The sequence below is a fragment of the Halopseudomonas laoshanensis genome (genome assembly GCF_008365385.1).
GTDB classification, from domain to species: Bacteria; Pseudomonadota; Gammaproteobacteria; order Pseudomonadales; family Pseudomonadaceae; genus Halopseudomonas; species Halopseudomonas laoshanensis.
In genome coordinates this window covers 32223-51890 of the sequence record NZ_QOVF01000008.1, presented here as the reverse complement: position 1 = coordinate 51890, position 19668 = coordinate 32223, and the positions used below count along the sequence as shown (strand labels likewise).

General features: G+C 56.8%; 17 protein-coding genes. 15 read left to right on the top strand and 2 right to left on the bottom strand.

The window, feature by feature from the left end:
* Positions 1-48: 48 nt before the first annotated feature.
* Genes DT594_RS17120 through DT594_RS17070 form a run of 11 tightly spaced genes read left to right on the top strand, consistent with a single transcriptional unit; the run spans position 49 to position 11957 of the window.
* A complete protein-coding gene (locus tag DT594_RS17120; protein WP_149334175.1) occupies positions 49-1395 on the top strand; it encodes a UDP-glucose dehydrogenase family protein in 1347 nt (448 codons plus the stop codon).
* Positions 1364-2773, top strand: a complete 1410-nt coding sequence (locus tag DT594_RS17115) for a lipopolysaccharide biosynthesis protein (RefSeq protein WP_246164676.1) — start codon at positions 1364-1366, stop codon at positions 2771-2773. Before DT594_RS17120 ends, DT594_RS17115 begins: the two co-directional genes overlap by 32 nt.
* 57 nt (positions 2774-2830) lie before the next feature.
* Positions 2831-3988 (top strand): glycosyltransferase family protein, encoded by a 1158-nt coding sequence (locus DT594_RS17110; protein WP_149334171.1) that lies wholly within the window; start codon positions 2831-2833, stop codon positions 3986-3988.
* Positions 3989-4047: 59 nt separating this feature from the next.
* Complete coding sequence (gene gmd / locus DT594_RS17105) at positions 4048-5172, top strand: GDP-mannose 4,6-dehydratase (RefSeq protein WP_149334169.1); 1125 nt, start codon at positions 4048-4050, stop codon at positions 5170-5172.
* 2 nt (positions 5173-5174) lie between these two features.
* Positions 5175-6152, top strand: a complete 978-nt coding sequence (fcl, locus tag DT594_RS17100) for a GDP-L-fucose synthase (protein WP_149334167.1) — start codon at positions 5175-5177, stop codon at positions 6150-6152.
* Between the two features lie 2 nt (positions 6153-6154).
* Entirely contained in the window at positions 6155-6631 is a 477-nt protein-coding gene (locus tag DT594_RS17095) for a GDP-mannose mannosyl hydrolase (RefSeq protein WP_149334165.1), read from the top strand.
* A 27-nt stretch (positions 6632-6658) separates the two neighbouring features.
* A complete protein-coding gene (locus tag DT594_RS17090) occupies positions 6659-7945 on the top strand; it encodes a hypothetical protein (RefSeq protein WP_149334163.1) in 1287 nt (428 codons plus the stop codon).
* Positions 7917-8690: a glycosyltransferase gene (locus DT594_RS17085; RefSeq protein WP_149334161.1), complete on the top strand. Its 774-nt coding sequence runs from the start codon at positions 7917-7919 to the stop codon at positions 8688-8690. Before DT594_RS17090 ends, DT594_RS17085 begins: the two co-directional genes overlap by 29 nt.
* Positions 8691-8740: 50 nt before the next feature.
* The gene (locus DT594_RS17080) at positions 8741-9460 is read left to right on the top strand and encodes a WecB/TagA/CpsF family glycosyltransferase (RefSeq protein ID WP_149334159.1); all 720 of its coding nucleotides are present in this window, start codon (positions 8741-8743) and stop codon (positions 9458-9460) included.
* A 34-nt stretch (positions 9461-9494) separates the two neighbouring features.
* A complete protein-coding gene (locus DT594_RS17075; protein WP_149334157.1) occupies positions 9495-10934 on the top strand; it encodes a mannose-1-phosphate guanylyltransferase/mannose-6-phosphate isomerase in 1440 nt (479 codons plus the stop codon).
* Between the two features lie 60 nt (positions 10935-10994).
* On the top strand, positions 10995-11957 hold the full coding sequence (locus DT594_RS17070; protein ID WP_149334155.1) for a phosphoribosyltransferase family protein: 963 nt from the start codon (positions 10995-10997) through the stop codon (positions 11955-11957).
* 22 nt (positions 11958-11979) lie between these two features.
* On the opposite strand, the gene DT594_RS17065 is transcribed toward DT594_RS17070, so the two are convergent.
* Positions 11980-13017, bottom strand: coding sequence for a glycoside hydrolase family 5 protein (locus DT594_RS17065; RefSeq protein ID WP_149334153.1), 1038 nt, complete (start codon positions 13015-13017; stop codon positions 11980-11982).
* A 98-nt stretch (positions 13018-13115) separates the two neighbouring features.
* Here DT594_RS17065 and DT594_RS17060 point away from each other — a divergent pair, with 98 nt between their 5' ends.
* The 4 genes from DT594_RS17060 (at position 13116) to DT594_RS17045 (ending at position 17842) form a co-directional block, all read left to right on the top strand.
* Entirely contained in the window at positions 13116-14072 is a 957-nt protein-coding gene (locus DT594_RS17060; RefSeq protein WP_149334152.1) for an arsenic resistance protein, read from the top strand.
* Between the two features lie 81 nt (positions 14073-14153).
* Entirely contained in the window at positions 14154-15158 is a 1005-nt protein-coding gene (locus tag DT594_RS17055) for an MBL fold metallo-hydrolase (RefSeq protein WP_149334150.1), read from the top strand.
* Between the two features lie 48 nt (positions 15159-15206).
* A complete protein-coding gene (locus DT594_RS17050) occupies positions 15207-17123 on the top strand; it encodes a DUF294 nucleotidyltransferase-like domain-containing protein (RefSeq protein ID WP_149334148.1) in 1917 nt (638 codons plus the stop codon).
* Positions 17120-17842 (top strand): 3'-5' exonuclease, encoded by a 723-nt coding sequence (locus tag DT594_RS17045; RefSeq protein WP_149334147.1) that lies wholly within the window; start codon positions 17120-17122, stop codon positions 17840-17842. The genes DT594_RS17050 and DT594_RS17045 overlap by 4 nt, the downstream gene beginning before the upstream one ends.
* Positions 17843-17909: 67 nt before the next feature.
* On the opposite strand, the gene DT594_RS17040 is transcribed toward DT594_RS17045, so the two are convergent.
* Positions 17910-19577: a BCCT family transporter gene (locus DT594_RS17040; RefSeq protein ID WP_149334145.1), complete on the bottom strand. Its 1668-nt coding sequence runs from the start codon at positions 19575-19577 to the stop codon at positions 17910-17912.
* Positions 19578-19668: the final 91 nt, after the last annotated feature.

Below are 19668 nucleotides of genomic sequence, written 5' to 3'. Positions count from 1 at the left end.
CGACCCCGTGATCTGCAAATGCTTTTCCCTTCAGACAAGGATTAATTCATGGACATTACTGTCATTGGAACCGGCTATGTAGGGCTGGTTACCGGGGCCTGTATCGCCGAAATGGGTAACACTGTTTACTGCGTCGATACCGACCCGACAAAGATCGAGAACCTCAAGAAAGGCATCCTGCCGATCTATGAGCCGGAGCTCGATACCCTGGTGACAGAGAACCATGCAGCCGACAGGTTGCATTTCACCACGGCGCTGAAAGACAGCATTGAGCATTCCAACGTGTTCTTCATCGCAGTCGGCACCCCGCCCGGCGAAGACGGCTCGGCGGATCTGCAGTATGTGGTGGAAGTGGCCAGACAGATCGGCAGCCTGATCACCCGGCCATCGGTTGTGATCAACAAGTCCACGGTGCCGGTAGGTACCGCGGACCTGGTACAGGCCACTATCAGTGAGCAGCTCAAGCAGCGCGGTCTTGACCTGAGTTTTGACGTGGTATCCAACCCCGAATTTCTCAAGGAAGGCTCTGCGGTCAATGATTTCATGCATCCGGATCGCATCATTGTCGGTACTGAAAGCGAGAACGCTCGCCAGGTGATGACCGAGCTCTATGCGCCCTTCATTCGCAACCGGCCACGGATGATGTTCATGGGCGTGCGCGATGCGGAAATGACCAAGTACGCAGCCAACGCCATGCTCGCCACCAAGATTTCCTTCATGAATGAAATCGCTGGCCTGTGTGAGCGCCTGGACGTAGACATTGAACACGTCCGCCTGGGTATTGGTTCGGACCAGCGCATCGGCTACCACTTCATCTACGCCGGCTGTGGCTATGGTGGCTCGTGCTTTCCCAAGGATGTGAAAGCGCTGATCAGTATCGCCCACCAAAATGATTACGAACCCAAGCTGCTGCAAGCGGTTGAAGACCGCAATGCCGTGCAAAAGCAGTCACTCTACAACAAGCTGATGACGCATTTTGACGGCGAGTTGAGCGGCAAGACCTTCGCCGTCTGGGGCCTGGCCTTCAAACCGGGTACAGACGATATGCGTGAGGCGCCCAGCGTGGTGCTGATCAACAGCCTGATCAATGCCGGTGCACACGTAAAAGCCTACGACCCGATCGCCGCTGAATCCGCGCGCCGAGAGTTTCCCGAGCAATGGTTCAATGAACAGAAACTCACTATTGTCGAAGGCCAGTATGAAGCGGCCATCGACGCCGATGCGCTTGTGCTGGTTACAGAATGGAAGCCTTTCCGCCGGCCTGATTTCAAAGCCTTGAAGAAGCTGCTCAACCATCCCTTGATCGTCGATGGGCGCAATCAGTACGATCCGGTCCAGATCAAGCGTGAAGGCTTTACCTATTATGGAATTGGCCGTATGCCGATCCATGCCTGATCCAACCACCTCCGCTAGCGCTGTAGCCTCGCAATCTGGTGAAGATGATCATCTGCGCAGCAGCAGGGTGAGCATGGGTATTCGCGAGCTCACAAAAAGCAAGTTGCTGCGCAATATACTCACGGTGGTGTCCGGCACCGCCGGGGCACAGATGGTCGCGATGGCCTTTATGCCCATCATCACGCGTCTGTATGGGCCGGAAAACTATGGTGTTTTGGGCGTGTTTCTCGGGTTGGTGGCGATGACCGTGCCGGTCGCGGCTCTCACCTATCCGGTGTCTATCGTGCTACCCAGCCGCGATGATGAAGGGCGCAACCTGGTCAAGCTGTCGATTATCCTGGCGATCGGCGTAGCCGCGTTGAGCGCGGTACAACTGCATTTCTTCGGTGGGCAACTGGTTGCACTGATGGGCGTAGAAGCCATTACGCCCTTCCTGATGTTGCTACCGCTGGCGATGTTCTGTGGCGCGGCTCTGGAAACTGCCCAGCAATGGTTGATCCGCAAACAGCGGTTCAAGGTCACTGCCCGGGTCGCCGTCGCCCACTCCATCATTCACAACATAGGCCGCAGCACAGCCGGCCTGATACACGCTTCCGCCGCCATGCTGGTGATCACTACGGCGCTTGGCCCCTTGTTGCATGCAGGCATGTTGTTTTTCGGCATTCGCCGCGACAAGGCAATCGGTCGCAAGCATCCCGAGGATCAGCCTATTGAAGTATCCACGATTCTTAGCGTAGCTAGCCGCTACAGCGACTTCCCGGTTTACCGGGCACCGCAGATGTTGATCAATGCCGTCTCGCAGAATCTGCCGACTCTGGTTCTGGCCGCCTATTTTGGTGCTTCAGCTGCTGGGTTTTTCGCTATTTGCAAGCAAACCCTGAGCATGCCCACCCATCTGATCGGCAAATCGGTGGCCGATGTTTACTACCCCAAGCTGGCGAAAGCCATCCAGGCAGAACAGCCGATTACCGGCATGCTGCTCAAAGCCTTTGTCGGCCTGGCTGCGGTAGGTCTGGTGCCTTTCGCCACCGTGTTCTTCTTCGGCCCATGGCTGTTCTCTTTCGTCTTCGGCAGCGAGTGGGCGATGGCCGGCGAGTTGGCGCGGTGGCTGGCGCTGTCTGAATATGCGGTGTTCATCAGCCGGCCCTGCACTGTTGCAGCACCGGCTCTGCGCCTGCAACGGCGTTACCTGGTGATCGAGGTTATCAGTACTGTCCTGCGCGTCAGCTCGCTGTTTATCGGTGCGCTCTGGATACAGGACGCATTAGGTACCGTTATCGCGTTCGCGATGGCCAGCATCTTCATTTACACCAGCCTGATTTTTATCGTGCTCTACGAAGCTCGCAAATGGCACAAGCGCCTGACGCCTCGGAGCTGATATGACGTCCACTTTCGCGCCACCCGTTTTCTTGCCCTCTTTCGGTTTATTTATTTCATGACGCCATCCTTACCCACGATCATTGTGATCGGCTATAACCGCCCAGCCAGTCTTTCGCGACTGCTGGGCTCCCTGCGCAATGCGCACTTTCCGGCAGGCAATGTACGTTTGATCATCAGCCTGGATAATTCCGGCATGCTCGAGCCTCTGGAGGTGGCAAAAGCCTTTGAATGGCCGCACGGCGACAAACGTATCATCGCGCATGAAACCCGGTTGGGGCTGCGCAATCATGTATTGAGCTGTGGCGACCTGACTGAAGAATACGGCGATGTACTGGTGCTGGAAGATGATCTGTTCGTATCACCGTTCTTCTATGAATACACCAGCGCGGCACTGGATTTTTATGCTGAAGACCCGGCCATTGCCGGTATCAGCCTGTACAGCCAGCAATTCAATCAAACCGCCAACCTGCCGTTTATGCCGGTGGACAACGGCGACGCCGATGTCTATTTCATGCAGCTGGCTGCTTCCTGGGGCCAGGCCTGGTCACGCCGGCAGTGGCTCGGCTTCCGGCAGTGGATGCAGGAGCATGGAACGGACATTACTAACATTGCGAATATTCCAGCAGACATTCTCAGTTGGCCGGACTCCTCCTGGTTGAAGCTTTACAACGCCTACATCATCTCGCGGAACAAGTTTTTCGTGTATCCGTACCGGTCATTGACGACCAATTTCGGCGATCCTGGCCAGCACTTCAATATCGCCTCATCACGCTTCCAGGTGCCGGTCCAACAGCGCAGCATGACCCACCAGTTTGTGCCGCTGGGCGCCAGCCTGGCCATCTATGACGCCTTCTGCGAAATCTCACCGGAAAGCATCAAGATGCAGAATCCCCTGTTGGCCAAGTATGACTTCACCGTCAATCTGTATGGCTGCAAGCACCACAATGACGGGCTGCAGTTAGCTCGCAGCAACAGGCAAGGCTTGCACAACTTCAGCTTGTCCATGAAACCCATGGAGCTAAGCGTGATGCACAACGTCGAGGGCGAGGGTATCAGCCTGATTGAGCCATCAAGCGCTACCAGTTACGCCTCGTCTGCTGAAGCCGAATACGGCATGTACCGATTTTTCTACAAATTCCCCTCCCCGCGGATCATTTTGTCCGGCCTGTTGGAACGGGTTCAATTAATCGTCAGCCGCTCGGGATCCCGCTGATTATCTGCGGCTGTCAGGTATCAACTCTTTCAAATCGATATTCGGAGTACAGAAATTCAATGGAACGCAAAAAAGCACTTATCACAGGCATCACCGGGCAAGACGGTTCCTATCTGGCGGAACTGCTGCTGGAAAAGGGCTATGAGGTGCATGGCATCAAGCGTCGTGCGTCCTTGTTCAATACGCAACGCGTGGATCACATTTACCAGGACCCGCATGTCGAGAATCAGAATTTTGTGCTGCATTACGGCGACCTGAGCGACTCCTCCAACCTGACGCGCATCATTCAGCAGGTACAGCCTGATGAGGTGTACAACCTGGGAGCCCAGTCCCACGTTGCAGTCAGCTTCGAATCGCCGGAATACACCGCCGACGTGGACGCCATGGGTACGCTGCGTATCCTTGAGGCCATCCGCCTGCTCGGCCTGGAAAAGAAAACCCGCTTCTATCAGGCCTCCACTTCCGAGTTGTATGGCCTGGTCCAGGAAAGCCCGCAGAAGGAAACCACGCCTTTCTACCCGCGCTCGCCCTACGCCGTCGCCAAGCTCTACGCCTACTGGATTACGGTGAACTACCGCGAGGCCTACGGCATGTATGCCTGCAACGGCATTCTGTTCAACCATGAGTCGCCGCGCCGCGGTGAGACCTTCGTCACGCGCAAGATAACCCGTGGTCTGGCCAATATTGCCCAAGGGCTGGAGACATGTTTGTACATGGGTAATATCGACTCCCTGCGTGACTGGGGCCATGCGAAAGACTATGTGCGCATGCAGTGGATGATGATGCAGCAGGAGCAGCCTGAAGACTTCGTCATCGCTACCGGCGTGCAGTACTCGGTTCGCGAGTTCATTAGCTGGTCCGCCGCCGAGCTGGGCATCACGCTGCGTTTTGAAGGCAGCGGCGTGGAAGAAAAAGGCATCGTCGACAAGGTCGATGGCGACCTGGCTCCCGCGGTCAAGGTGGGTGACGTGTTGATTCAGGTCGACCCGCGTTACTTCCGCCCTGCCGAGGTAGAAACCCTGCTCGGTGACCCCTCCAAGGCCAAGTCGAAATTGGGCTGGGTGCCCGAAGTCACCGTGCAGGAGATGTGCGCTGAAATGGTCCGTGAAGATCTCAAGGTTGCCAAGCGCCACGCTCTGCTGAAAGAGCATGGTCACGACGTTCCCTTGACCGTGGAGAGCTGAGCATGACCGAGGAGGCACGCCATCAGCGCGTTTTCGTCGCTGGCCATCGGGGCATGGTCGGCTCAGCCATTGTCAGACGTCTGACTTCGTTGGGCTATGACAACATCATTGTCCGCGACCGCCAGGCTCTGAACCTGCTGGATCAGGCCGAAGTGAACGCGTTCTTCGCCGAGCAGGCGATCGACCAGGTATATCTGGCTGCCGCCAAAGTCGGCGGCATTCATGCCAATAACGTTTACCCGGCAGAGTTCATCTATCAGAACCTGATGATCCAGGCCAATATCATCCAGGCCGCGCATGCCAACGATGTGCAGAAGCTGCTGTTTCTCGGCTCCTCGTGCATTTACCCCAAGCTGGCGGAGCAGCCGATGCGAGAAGAGGCCCTACTGACCGGTACTCTGGAGCCCACCAATGAGCCTTATGCGCTGGCGAAAATTGCCGGCATCAAGCTGTGTGAGAGTTATAACCGCCAGTACCAGCGCGACTATCGAAGCGTGATGCCAACCAATTTGTATGGTCCTGGCGATAACTACCATCCGGAAAACAGCCACGTGATTCCCGCATTGCTGCGGCGCTTCCATGAGGCCACGTTGCGCGGTGATCAAGAAGTCATCATCTGGGGTAGCGGCAAACCCATGCGCGAATTTCTGCATGTCGACGACATGGCCGCAGCCAGCGTGCATGTGATGAACCTGGATACGCCTACCTATCAGGAGCATACCCAGCCCATGCTGTCGCATATCAACGTCGGTACCGGCGAGGATTGCACCATTGCCGAGCTGGCCCAGACCATCGCCAAAGTGACCGGCTTCGAAGGCTGGCTAGGCTTTGATCCGAGCAAACCCGATGGCGCGCCACGCAAGCTGATGGATGTATCGCGTCTGGCGTCATTGGGCTGGAGCGCCAGTATCGGGTTGGAAGACGGGCTCCGCGATGCCTACAGCTGGTTTGTAGAGCACATGAACGAAGCCCGGAGCTAGCCGTGTTCCTTGACGCCGACAGCTTCAAAACCGTGGTGGCCAGCACTCCGCTGGTATCGATCGACTTGCTGGTGAGCAACCGCGATGGCGACATCCTGCTCGGACAACGCCTCAATCGTCCGGCACAAGGCACCTGGTTTGTGCCGGGCGGGCGTATCTACAAGAACGAAAGCCTGGACCAGGCCTTCCAACGCATTACCGAAGGCGAGCTGGGCCGTGTATTTGTTCGGCAGCAAGCCAGCATGCTGGGCGTTTATGAGCATTTTTATCATGACAGCGTATTCGGTCAGGGTGGCGATGCGCCCAGCACGCACTACGTTGTGATCGCCTATCAGCTCACGCTGAGTGCCGAAGATACACTCAGCCCGCCGCCTGATCAGCACAGGCTGTACAGCTGGTGGCAGAGAAACGACATGGCAATCTCCGATCAGGTTCATTTGAATTCAAAGGTCTATCTCGACGCTTGCACGTCGATCTGAACAATCCGCTAGAGGGGAACGATTGCCTTGTTCAAACAACTGCTCGCTTACAGGAACCTGCTTTTTATCCTGATTCTGCTGAACTCGGGTATTTTCTTCCTGACAGATGACAAGAAGGCCGGACTCCCGTTCATGCGGGAGTTGTACCTGTTCGGCATGGTAATAGCGGCGGGGATGCTGCTGTTCATGTGGAAACGCGTTTACCAGTCCAAGTCCAGTTTGTGGATACTGTTTTTAGGCGGGGTATTGCCGTTGGCATCAGCCATTCTGGCCAATCTCAATTATGGCCAGCCGATCATCTACGGCTTGCTGGAAGAACGCCGCAGCCTGCTTTATCTGTCGTTCTTCCCCACGCTGTATCTGCTGATCAAGACCGCTCCGACTCAGAAGCACCTGGAAAACTTCTTTTTGTATTCTGCCGTACTCTGTGGCGTGGTGGGCTTTCTGTATTACTTTGGCATCATTCCGGAAAACACCAATATTTCTTTTCACGTAGATGAGAAGGACTTCGTCGAAACGCTGAGACCCAACCGTTTCATGATTGGCTCAAGCTATGTATCGATTGCCGTGTTCATGCTCCTATACAGCATGCGGGACCGAGTCTCTGTCGCGCGGGTGGGCCTGTTATTATTCTTCGCTGCCTACCTCTGGCTCGTTATCCAGACCCGTCAGACCATGGTCATCTGGTCGCTGGCAGCGTTGTGGATTTTCCGCAACCGCATTGGTTCACTGCTCAAACTAGGCTCTCTGGCATCGGCGGTGCTGGTTTTTTCCTTTTTCCTCGTGCCCGAGTTCTATGTGGAGCAGTACGAGCGGTTCAATGCGCTGCTGTTTGAAGCTACCAGTGGCCCGGGTGTACGTGAGAATACCGTGGCGGTCATCTTGCAAGCCGTGCGGGACAATTACTACGTCGGCCTGGGTGCACTGTCGTTGCAATGGAACGGTGGATTTTCCGGCATGTACGGGCCGCATTTCTACCTGTCTGACGTGGGCATCGTCGGCGTGTATCACCGCTTCGGATTCCTGACGCCGCTAATCGCGTTGATTTTCTATGGCGGCTACCTGTGGATCATGCGCCAGTGCAAACACAAGGGGCCCCTGCTACTCGCCTTTCAGCTGACCTTCTGGTTCGGCATGCTCAATATGCTGCTCTCCAATGCTCTCATGTACGGCGGCGCCACCCTGGGTATTGCCGCCGCCTGTTTTGTCTATTTCGCCAAGGTAAGAAACCCTGCTCGCGAGCAAGGTCGTACCCCTATATCGCCACCAATCAACTGGGCTCACCATGACCAACTTCAGCGTCGTAACTATTAACTGGAACAATCTGGCGGGTTTGCAGAAAACCTACGAGAGCATCGTTCGTCAAAAGTACCGGAATTTTCGCTGGATCGTGATGGACGGTGCCTCCACTGACGGCAGTGCGCAATGGCTTGCCGAGCTGAACGAGCCGTTGGCCGAGATCACTTCGGAAGCCGATAAAGGCATTTACGACGCCATGAACAAAGGTTTGATCAAGGCGACAGAAACCCCCGGCTATACGCTGTTCATGAACAGCGGCGACCAGTTTTACGATGAGAACTCGCTGGAGAAGGTGGCGCTGGCCGCGGAGCGGGCGAGCGTTGCGCCGAAGTATATTTACGGCGATTACTACCTGGAGAACGCCGAAGGCAAGCTGACTGCGGCCTATGGCAAGCCTATCAACAAGATCTTTCTCGGCATGCCGTCCTGCCACCAGGCCATGTACTTCGAAAATACGCATTTGAGCAAGATCCGCTTCCGCCAGAATTACAAGCTGTCGGCCGACTATTGCATGATCATCGAGTTCGTGAAGGGGCTGGATAAAAACACCGAAATACTGCACTTGCGCACACCGCTGTGCATCTTTGATACCACGGGCGTCTCCCAGCGTCGGCGCTTTGCAGCGCTGAAAGAAGATGTGGATATCCGCATGCAATACCTGAAGCTCAATGCCCCAAAAGCATACGGACTTTATGGCCTACACTTTCTTCATACGCACAGCAAAATTCTCCGGGCCGCTCTGGAGAAACGCTTTGCCTAAATTCAACACAAAGCCCAAATCAGGCATACCAGCTGTTCACGGGGATTGTTATGAAGGCTTTTGATATCGATTTCTACACCGGTTCCAAGGAGGAGCTGCTACGTCAGATATTTCCGGCCTGCCAACAGCCGTTCAGCTATATCGTCACGCCAAACGTCAACCACATAGTCCAGTTGGAACACGACCAGAAGCTGACCGAAGCCTATGCCATGGCCAGCCACCGCATCTGCGACAGCCGCGTGTTGTTGCCCATACTCGGACTTTTTGGGGTCAAGCCGGTGGAAGCCATACCCGGCAGCACGCTGACGGCTGATCTGATGGAAGTAGCCGCTGAACAACAGTGGACTGTGACCGTAGTAGGTTGCGAAGCAGACAACATGGCCTTGCTGCGGGAAAAATACCCCGGCATCACCTTCCACCATACCTACCCGCCCATGGGCTTTATCAAGGATGAAGCCGCGATAGGACGCTGCCTGGACTTCGTTGTCGCCCACCCGGGCCAGCTTGTCGTTCTTGCCCTGGGCTGCCCGACCCAGGAAATCATCGCCGCCCGGATATTTGAAACGGGCGAGGCAAGAGGCGTTGGTCTCTGTGTGGGTGGCTCGCTCAATTTCTTGGCAGGCAGCGTCAAACGCGCGCCGGAATGGGTGCAGAACCTGAGCCTGGAGTGGCTGCATCGCATCTGTGCCGAACCCCAGCGCCTACTCGGCCGCTACGCGCACGATGCGCGACGTTTTATTCCCATACTCATAAGACATCTCAGAACCTAGCCTGCAACCGATTCGCTTTTCACGGAGTACACACATGATCCCCATTATTATGTCGGGTGGCACTGGGTCCAGGCTCTGGCCGCTGTCACGCCAACTCAACCCCAAGCAGTTTCTGCCCCTGGCCGACCCCAGTATGTCCATGCTGCAATCGACCATCGCTCGACTGAGCGGCCTGGACACGGATCTGCCACGGCTGATCTGTAACGAAGAGCACCGCTTCCTTGCCGCAGAACAACTGCGCAAATTGGGCATGGAAGGAGCCCAGATTCTGCTCGAACCGGCTGGGCGCAATACCGCACCGGCTGTTGCTCTGGCGGCACTGCAGGCCTGCGAAGGCGGTAATGATCCAGTTCTGTTGATTCTCGCTGCCGACCATCTGGTCGAAGATCAGGCGGCTTTTCATCACAGCATCAACAGTGCCTTGCCCTATGCCGAAGCGGGCAAGCTGGTTAATTTTGGCGTAGTGCCCACGCACCCTGAAACCGGTTACGGGTATATCCAGAAGGGCGCACCCGACGGTGAGAGCGGTGGGTACCAGGTCAAGCGCTTTGTAGAAAAGCCGGACCTGGAAACCGCCAAGGACTACATAAACTCGGGGGATTTCTTCTGGAACAGTGGCATGTTCATGTTTCGCGCCAGCCGCTACCTGGAAGAGCTGGGCAAATTTCGCCCGGACATTCTTGAAGCCTGTCGCACCGCCGTCGCCCATTGTGAACAGGATATGCATTTTATCCGGGTAGATGAGGCTGCCTTTATGGCGTGCCCCTCCGACTCGATCGACTACGCGGTAATGGAACGCACGACCGATGCCATTATGGTGCCGCTGGATGCCGGCTGGAGCGACATCGGTTCCTGGTCGGCGCTGTGGGACGTGAGCGAGAAGGACGGCAGCGGTAACGTGCTCAAGGGTGATGTCATCAGCCACGACTCACGAAATAACTATGTCCACGCCGATCATCGACTGGTAGCCACTGTTGGGCTGGAAGATCTGGTGATTGTGGAAACCAAGGACGCAGTGCTCGTCGCCCATCGCAGCCAGGCCCAGGAGGTCAAACGCATCGTCGACAAGTTGAAACTCGACGGCCGTGGCGAGCACCTCAATCACCGGGAAGTCTACCGTCCATGGGGTGTGTATGACTCCATCGACAATGGTCAGCGGTATCAGGTCAAACGTATTACCGTGAAGCCTGGAGCCAAACTCTCTGTGCAGATGCACCACCACCGCGCCGAGCATTGGATTGTGGTCAGCGGCACGGCGCGCGTCACCAATGGCGAAGAAACTTATATGGTCACCGAGAACCAATCTACCTACATTCCCATTGGTCAGGTTCATTCGCTTGAGAACCCCGGCATCATTCCGTTGGAGTTGATCGAAGTTCAATCCGGCTCCTATCTCGGCGAGGACGACATCGTCCGTTTCGCTGACAACTATGGTCGAGTGTCCACCAGCGAGCAAAAGGCCTCCGTAGCCTAACTCCCACCATCAGGGGCGCCAGAGCCCCTGCACCGCCTGAGCAGCAAGGAGTGTGCTCCCATGAACTATCGAAGCGTTGGCGATCTATCGGCGTTGATCAGCAAACACGCCAGCAAGCTTCCCCAGGATGTGGATCTGATCGTGGGTATCCCGCGCAGCGGTATGCTGGTGGCCAGTCTTATTTCATTAAAACTGAACCTGCCACTGACCGACCTGTACGCGTTCCTGCGCAACGACGACCTGAAACACGGCAGCACCCGCACCTACAAACATGACGCGCTGGAAAAACCGCAGAACGCCAAGCAGATACTCCTGGTAGATGACAGTATCGCCACCGGCAACTCCATGCGCGAAGCGGTGACCAAAGTGAAAGAGGTGTATCCCGGCGCTGTAGTGACCATGGTCGCCTTCGCTCAGCAGCACAATACCGGGGAGGTAGACGTCTATCTGGATACCGTCGAGCAGCCGCGCGTATTCGAATGGAATATCATGCACCACCACTACATCACTCGTGCTTGTCTGGATATCGATGGGGTACTGTGCGTAGATCCGACGCCGGATGAGAACGATGACGGGGTGCGCTACCGGGAGTTTCTGACCTCCGCCAGACCCCTTTACCTGCCTTCAGTGCAAGTGGCGCATCTGGTTACCAGCCGGTTGGAGAAATACCGTCCGGAAACCGAAGCCTGGCTGAAAAGACATGGTGTTTCCTACGGCACGCTGCATATGTTGGACCTGCCATCTGCTGCGGAGCGCCGCCGATTGAACATGCATCACACCTTCAAGGCGCGAATTTATCAGGAGCAGCTGCAGGCGATACTCTTTATCGAAAGCGAGGAGCATCAGGCACGGGAGATCATGCGCCTGTCGAACAAACCGGTGTACTGCACCGCCACCAACGAAATGTATGTCCCTGGCTTCAGTGTGTCGGCTTTGAAATACGTCACCCTGCGCAAGGGTCAGTCGCTGAAACGAAAAATAAGAGAACAGCTGCGCCGGGTTTTCGCCAGGCTGCCTGCCTAGCAAGACCACCCGGCGCTAGACCTTAGCCTGGACCGTATTCCGAGCAGTTACCCTGCCCCAGGTATTTTTCCAACACGGCCCACTGCGGTTGGTCCACGCCCTTGCGCGGTTCAACCGAGAGCCGATACTTGCCCCAGGAGGGGCCGGCTGCCCAATAGGTGATGGGTATGCAATTGTCCTGCAGATGGGCGAGAAGCTTATCCATAGCGTCCAGCCAGCGCGGGTCATCTCCTGGCACGCCAAACTCCCCGATATGCCCCCGCTTTCCATGCTCTTTTAACCAGCCAATAAACGGCTCGGCTCGCTTGACCCCCACCATCGGATCAAAATTATCCCCCGGAGCTGCTTTATAACTACCGCTGGCATCACTGTCGATATACAGGTGCGCGGAAAAAATGATGTTGTCCGCCGGATCTTCCAGCTCTAACAGTGCGTCGGCGTAGCGCGGCCAGCGAGCAGCACTGGACCATGAGGTACCCTCGATCAGCAGTGGCCGCTGCATGTCATGCTTGCGGATGCCATCAATACCCGCCTGCGCTGTCGGCGGCCATTTGTCGTCCGCGCCATAGGGTTCGTTCATGATGTCGTAGGCGTAGAGCGCTGGATGCTTGTGCCAGCGTTCGGCGATACGGGACATCAGATCATGGTACGCACTGATCGGCGTTTCCTCGGTACCAATCACCTTGCCGCGATATCGCGCGTAGTTATGCACATCGAGAATGATGCGGATGTCGTTCTCGGCGGCCTGGTCGAGCATCTTGTCCACCAGCCCACTGTACACCGGGTCCAGTTCGGCATTCAGGCTGGCCTGCAGACGCTCCCATTTCAACGGGAAACGCACCATTGTTATGCCTTTTTTACGCCACTCGGCAAAGTAACCCTTGGGCGGAAAGAAGTAGTGCGTGCCATGCTTGCCCGGCAGCTGATTGCCGGTGAATTCCGCCCCCGCCACATTCAAGCCCACCAGTTCGATACTGTCTTCCTGCGCTTGAGCACTGGACCAACAAACCACCATCAGGCAACCCAGTCCGGCAAGTAAGCGTTTTGCGCCTTTGTGCATAATCATCTCCTCAGGACAATAAACCAAAGCGGGCAAGCAACTGCTCCCTACCTACTACTGATACAGTAGCATCCCCTGCCGCTACCTACTGCAATCCGATGCTAGACCGTTCGAGCCTGGAAAAGAACCAGTTACGCCTGTACCTAGGCGCAGTCGCTATGGGTCTGCTGCTAGGCAGCCTGCTACCTGGCATAAAGCCCTGGCTGGAGATCCTGCTGTGGCCGATGCTGGGCTTACTTCTATACGCGACCTTTGTTCAGGTGCCATTGCTGCACCTGCGCCAGGCCCTGGTTGATCGCCGCTTTATAGCAGCGGTGCTGGTGGGCAACTTTTTGTTTTTACCGCTGGCAGCATGGGTCTTGATCCAGTGGCTGCCGGACGATCCCGCCCTACGCCTGGGCGTATTAGTGGTGCTACTTGTCCCCTGCACCGACTGGTTCATTACCTTTACCCATCTAGGGGGTGGCAGTACCAGCCGCGCCATCTCCATTACGCCGGTTAACCTGCTTGTGCAGCTACTGCTGCTACCCATGTATTTATGGCTGATGCTCCCCGACAGCAGTCTGCAAGTGACCATCGACGCGCCGCTGTTAAACGCTGCGCTGGGACTGCTGGCTGTGCCCATGTTGATGTCGGCGATAACCCAGCGGTGGATGCAGGCCGTTCCCGCACGCGCCCGCGTGGGCGACGGCCTGGCCTGGTTACCGGTGCCGCTTCTGGCGCTGGTATTAATGATGACCTGTGCCGCCAACGGTCAGGTACTGGAAGAGTCCGGCGTCCTTTTACTGACCGCATTGCCTGTGTTTATCCTGTTTCTACTGATTGCCGGGCTTCTGGCTCATGGCCTGTCACGCGCTCTCAAGCTCGATACCCGGGCCGGACGCACATTGGCTTTCAGTTTCGGCACGCGCAATTCCTTCGTAATGCTACCCTTGGTTCTGGCTCTGCCTGCCGGCTGGGAAATTGCTGTCGCGGTAGTGGTCTTCCAGTCTCTGGTGGAATTGACCGGAATGCTGGCCTATTTATGGTGGGTACCCCGCCAGCTATTTCGCTGACCCCATGGGTAGCAACACGCTTGTACCTAGACGAAGCACAATGGACTCTTTCAGATTTGAACCTGCACTCGGAGAATAATAATGACGTACGCATCACCGTTTTCCTGCCATAAGCTGATCTGCGCACTGGCCACCCTTTGCATTGGCATCGCTGCCAGCCTACCCATCAGCCAGGCCGTTGCGGCTCCGGTGGGGAAACAGAACACTCAGGTGCCCGGCTACTACCGTATGGCCGTCGGCGACTTCGAAGTCACCGCACTGTACGACGGCTTTATTGACCTGGATCCGGCGCTGCTGAAAAGCATCGACGCCGAGGACATGCAAAGCCTCTTGGCAAAAATGTTCGTCGAGTCTGAGCGTGGCATCCAGACCGCTGTTAACGCTTACCTGGTCAATACCGGCAGCAATCTGATTCTGGTTGATGTGGGCGCCGCCCAGTGCTTCGGGCCGACGCTGGGGGTAATAAAAACCAACCTGGAAGCCTCGGGCTATAGCGTTGAGCAGGTGGACACCGTATTGCTCACCCATTTGCACGCCGATCATGCCTGCGGCTTGCGTAACGCTGACGGCACGGCCACTTACCCCAACGCTACCGTGCACGTCCCTCGTGCCGAGGCGCAGTTCTGGCTTAGCAAAGAAGTAGCAGCCAGCATGCCCGAAGCCATGCAGCCGTTTTTTCAAATGGCGCAAGCGTCGGTCGAACCTTATGTGGCGAAAAAGCGCCTTCAACAATATGGCCGCGATGCCGAGCTGATGCTGGGCCTCAGCACCATACCTACAGGCGGTCACACGCCTGGCCATAGTGCCTACATGTTCCGCTCGGAAGGCCAGAGCCTGATGATCTGGGGCGATCTGGTACACAGTCATGCCGTACAGTTCGCCCGGCCCGAGGTCACTATCGAGTTCGACGTGGATAGCGCCAAGGCGCTGCAAACCCGCAAACGCGTGTTCAACGACGCGGCGGACGACAGCTTCTGGGTTGCGGGTGCACACTTGCCCTTCCCCGGCCTAGGCCACGTGCGCCGTGAAGGCGAGGCCTTTGCCTGGGTACCGGTCGAGTTCGGCCCATTGCGCAGCGACCGTTGAGCCGCGCTCCCCGGTCGCTCATGCACTTGTTGATCAGGATGCGCACTTATGGATATTGAGATCATCGAAATACGTGATCACCTGAGCCGCTTTCCGCCATTCGATGGCTTGCCGGAAGAGGTCCTCAGCGAGGTGGCGCGCCAGGTTGAGATCAGCTATTTCAAGGCGGGTACCGACATTCTGCTGTTCGATCAGGATATTCAGTTCCTGCATTACGTGCGTAGCGGTGCGGTGGATGTGTTCCGGCGCAATGGCGAGCTCTATAACCGTCTGACCGAAGGCGATATTTTTGGTCACTTTGGTTTGCTGCGCAATCACAAGGTGCGCTTTCCAGCACGGGCGATCGAAGACAGTCTGATCTACTTCATTCCGTCCAGTCTGTTTGACCGTCTCTGCGAGGAACACGAAACCTTTGCCGACTTTGTCGAGGCCGAGGGCCAGTCGCGCCTGAAGTCGGCTGTGGACAGCCAAAGCAAAGCCGGCGAGCTGATGCAGATCAAAGTGCGCAAACTGATCAGCCGGCTGCCGATCATGGTGCCGGCGCATACCTCGGTCAAAGACGCTGCGAGCGTCATGACCGCGGAGAATGTCTCGTCGCTGGTGATTGTCGACAGCATGGCTGCCGTGGATGGCACCGGCACTCTCCCCGCTGCGGGCCCTGGCTCGGGCATCATGGTCGGCATCGTCACCGACCGTGATTTCCGTACCCGGGTGGTGGCCGAGGGTCTGGCGCCAGATACACCAATCAGTCAGGTCATGTCGCCCAATCCGATCACCGTGCAGGCCGAGGACTCGGTGTTCGACACCATGCTGTGCATGCTGCGCAACAATATTCACCACCTGCCGGTGATTCAGCGCAAAAGGCCAATCGGCCTGATCAACCTGACCGATATCATCCGCTTTGAATCGCAGAGCAGCCTGTATCTGGTCAGCAATATTTTTAACAAGCAGGACGTAGCCGGCTTGCAGAGCTTGCTACCGGATATTCGCGCGACCTTTGTGCGCATGGCCAATGATGAAGCCACCGCGCATATGATCGGCAGCACCATGGCAGGTATCGGCAGAGGCTTCAGCCAGCGTTTGCTGGAGTTGGCCGAGGCCGAGCTGGGCCCGCCGCCAGTGCCATATTGCTACCTGGCGCTCGGATCCATGGCCCGCGACGAGCAACTGGTAGTGACCGACCAGGACAATGCGCTGATTCTGGATGACAGCTTTGATCCCGAACTGCACGACGCGTATTTTCTCAAGTTGGCGACCTTCGTCAGCGATGGGCTGGCGGCTTGCGGTTATACCTACTGCAAGGGTGGCATCATGGCGACCAACCCGAAATGGCGCCAGCCGCTGAAAGTATGGAAACAGTACTTCACCCAATGGATAGACCGACCCAACCCTGAGACCTTGCTCAACAGCTCGATTTTCTTTGATCTGGACAGCGTCTATGGCGAAGCCGACCTGGCCGAAACACTGAAGGATCTGCTCGCCTCCAAAGCCAGCACCAGTGAGCCGTTCCTGGCGGCCCTGGCACGCAACGCGCTCAATCGTACGCCGCCACTGGGCTTTTTCCGTACCTTTGTGATGGAACAGGATGGCGAGCACAAGAACATCATCAACCTCAAGGGCCGCGGCACAGCGCCCCTAACCGACCTGATCCGCGTACACAGCCTGGCCTGCGGCTCCAAGGCGCAAAACTCCTTCGAGCGGCTGGACGCTGTGGCCACCACGCGGCTGATGCCGCCTGAAGCAATTACTCGGCTACGCTATGCCCTGGAATTCCTGTCGATGGTGCGTATCCGTCATCAGGCGCGGGAGATCGAACAGGGCCGCGAACCCAATAATTATATTCAGCCTGAAACCATCCCCGCAGCGGATCGACATAACCTCAAGGAAGCCTTTCAAGTTCTCAGCAATGCGCAGAAGTTCTTGCGCTACCGTTATCCTTCGCTGCAGTCCATGCGCACCCTATGAGCAAAGCAGCCGCCCTCGCAAACAGCCCTGACTGGCAGAGCATTTTCAATAACCTGGCCAATACCGCGAAGGATGAGCGCTTGGTGCGCTTTTATCGGGCCGGCGCCGTTGCCGCTGACACGCCCCTGAGCGAGGTCGAGCTGATCGCCATGGATATCGAGACCACCGGCCTGGACCCACACCGCGACGCTATCGTCAGTATCGGCCTGGCGCCTTTCAGCCTTGATCGCATTCGCTGCGCGCAGACCAGCTACCACGTGGTCAAACCGATTGCCGAACTGACCAGCAAATCGGTCACCCTGCACCGCATCACCCACAGCGAAATCAGCGAAGCTCCGGGGCTGGACGAGCTGTTAGGTACCTTGTTGGAAAGCCTGGCAGGCAAAGTCGTGGTGGTGCATTACCGCAATATCGAGCGCGGCTTTCTCAGTGAAGCGGTGCGCTACTTTATTGGCGAGCAGCTGCATTTTCCGGTGATTGATACCATGGAACTGGAAGCGCGGCTGTACCGCGGCGCGAACCAGCCTGGCTGGTTTGCCCGGCTGCGCGGTATTAAGCCGACTTCCATCCGCCTGGCTGACAGCCGCCTGCGCTACGGTCTACCGCATTATCAGGCGCATCATGCCTTGGTCGATGCGCTGGCCACCGCCGAGCTGCTGCAAGCGCAAGTTGCCACTCACTACCATCCCGCCATCGCCGTTCGCGATCTGTGGAACTGAGTCAGTAGAATACAAAAAGGCGCGACCCTCACAGGTCGCGCCTTTTGTTGCAGCTCTAAAACAAAGGCTAACGGGGTTCGGACATCAACCCTTTAACAATCGAGATACAGCCGACCAGCAGCACCAGAGTAAACGGCAAGCCGGTCGATACCGCCATGGCCTGCAATGCCACCAGACCACCACCGAGCAGCAGCGCAATAGCGATCACGCCTTCGATGATCACCCAGAACACCCGCTGTGGTACTGGCGCATTGACCTTTCCGCCGGCCGTAATGGTGTCGATCACCAGCGAGCCGGAATCCGACGAGGTGATAAAGAACACGATCACCAGAATGATACCGATGAACGAGGTGATTTCCGCCAAAGGCAGCTCACCAAGCATGGCAAACAGCTGCAACTCCAACGCCGCATCCTGCACCCCGGTAAATCCGTCGTTGACGAACTGACCTATGCCGGTACCGCCAAAGGCTGTCATCCACAACACTGACACCAGCGAAGGCACCAGCAGAACCGCAATCAGAAACTCGCGTACGGTACGGCCACGGCTGACGCGGGCGATAAACATGCCGACGAAGGGTGACCAGCTGATCCACCAGGCCCAATAAAACGCGGTCCAGCCCTGGCTGAAGTTGGCATCTTCACGGCCAATCGGGTTGGACAGCGCCGGCAGATGCTGGAGATACGAGCCCAGGTTGGTGAAGAAGCCGGTCAGAATCGCCAGCGTCGGGCCGACCACAATGACAAAGCCCAGCAACAGGATCGCCAGAACCATGTTCAGCTGCGACAGCCGCTTAACGCCCTTATCCAACCCGGCCAGCACAGACATCAAGGCAATCGCCGTGATGCCGATAATCAGCAGCACCTTGGACATGTCCGTAGCGGCAATACCGAACAGATAGTCGATGCCGCCTGCGGCTTGTTCCGCGCCAATACCCAGGGAGGTGGCCAGACCAAACAGGGTGGCGAACACCGCAAGAATATCGATCACATGCCCAGGCCAGCCCCAGACCCGCTCACCCAGAATCGGGTAAAAGATCGACCGTATGCTCAGCGGCAGACCCTTGTTGAAGGAGAACAGCGCCAGCGCCAACGCCACAATCGCGTAGATGGCCCAAGGGTGCAGACCCCAATGGAAAATCGTCGCGGCCATCCCCAAACTGGCAGCGGCTTGTGCATCACCGGCAGCACCAGCCAACGGCGCCCAGTCAGTACGCAAACCCTCTTCGCCTACAGCAACACCACCCATGGACGCGGAAAAATGCGACATCGGCTCGGAGACACCGTAGAACATTAGGCCAATACCCATGCCGGCGGCAAACAGCATACTGAACCAGCCCATATAGGAGTGATCCGGCTTGGCGTCCATACCACCCAGGCGTACTTTGCCCAATGGCGAGACGATAAGCACCAGGCAAAGAATTACGAAAATATTGGCGGCGCCCAAGAAGAACCAGGCAAGATTACCGGTCAGCCAATCACGGATAGCGCTGAAAATCGGCTCCACGTCATTCTGTAGTGCCAACGTGAGAATCACGAACGCAATAATGGTCAGTGCCGAAATGCTGAACACCTTGCCGTGGATATCCAGCGCAAAGGAAAACTGTCCTTTGATATTATCCTGGCCAATGACGTAATCGGTATCGATCAGCGTTGATTCGCCCGAAGGTGCCGGGATGGCGTCCAGGGCGGGATCTTCCGGCTCAATGCCGGTATTTGAAGAGGGATCTTTATCCATCGCGGTTCTTGCTCCTGAGTGAAGGCAGCCGGCTACACAGGCACCAGAGCAGGACAAGTCAACGGTTTCTTGGCCAGCCTGGTGTGCAACT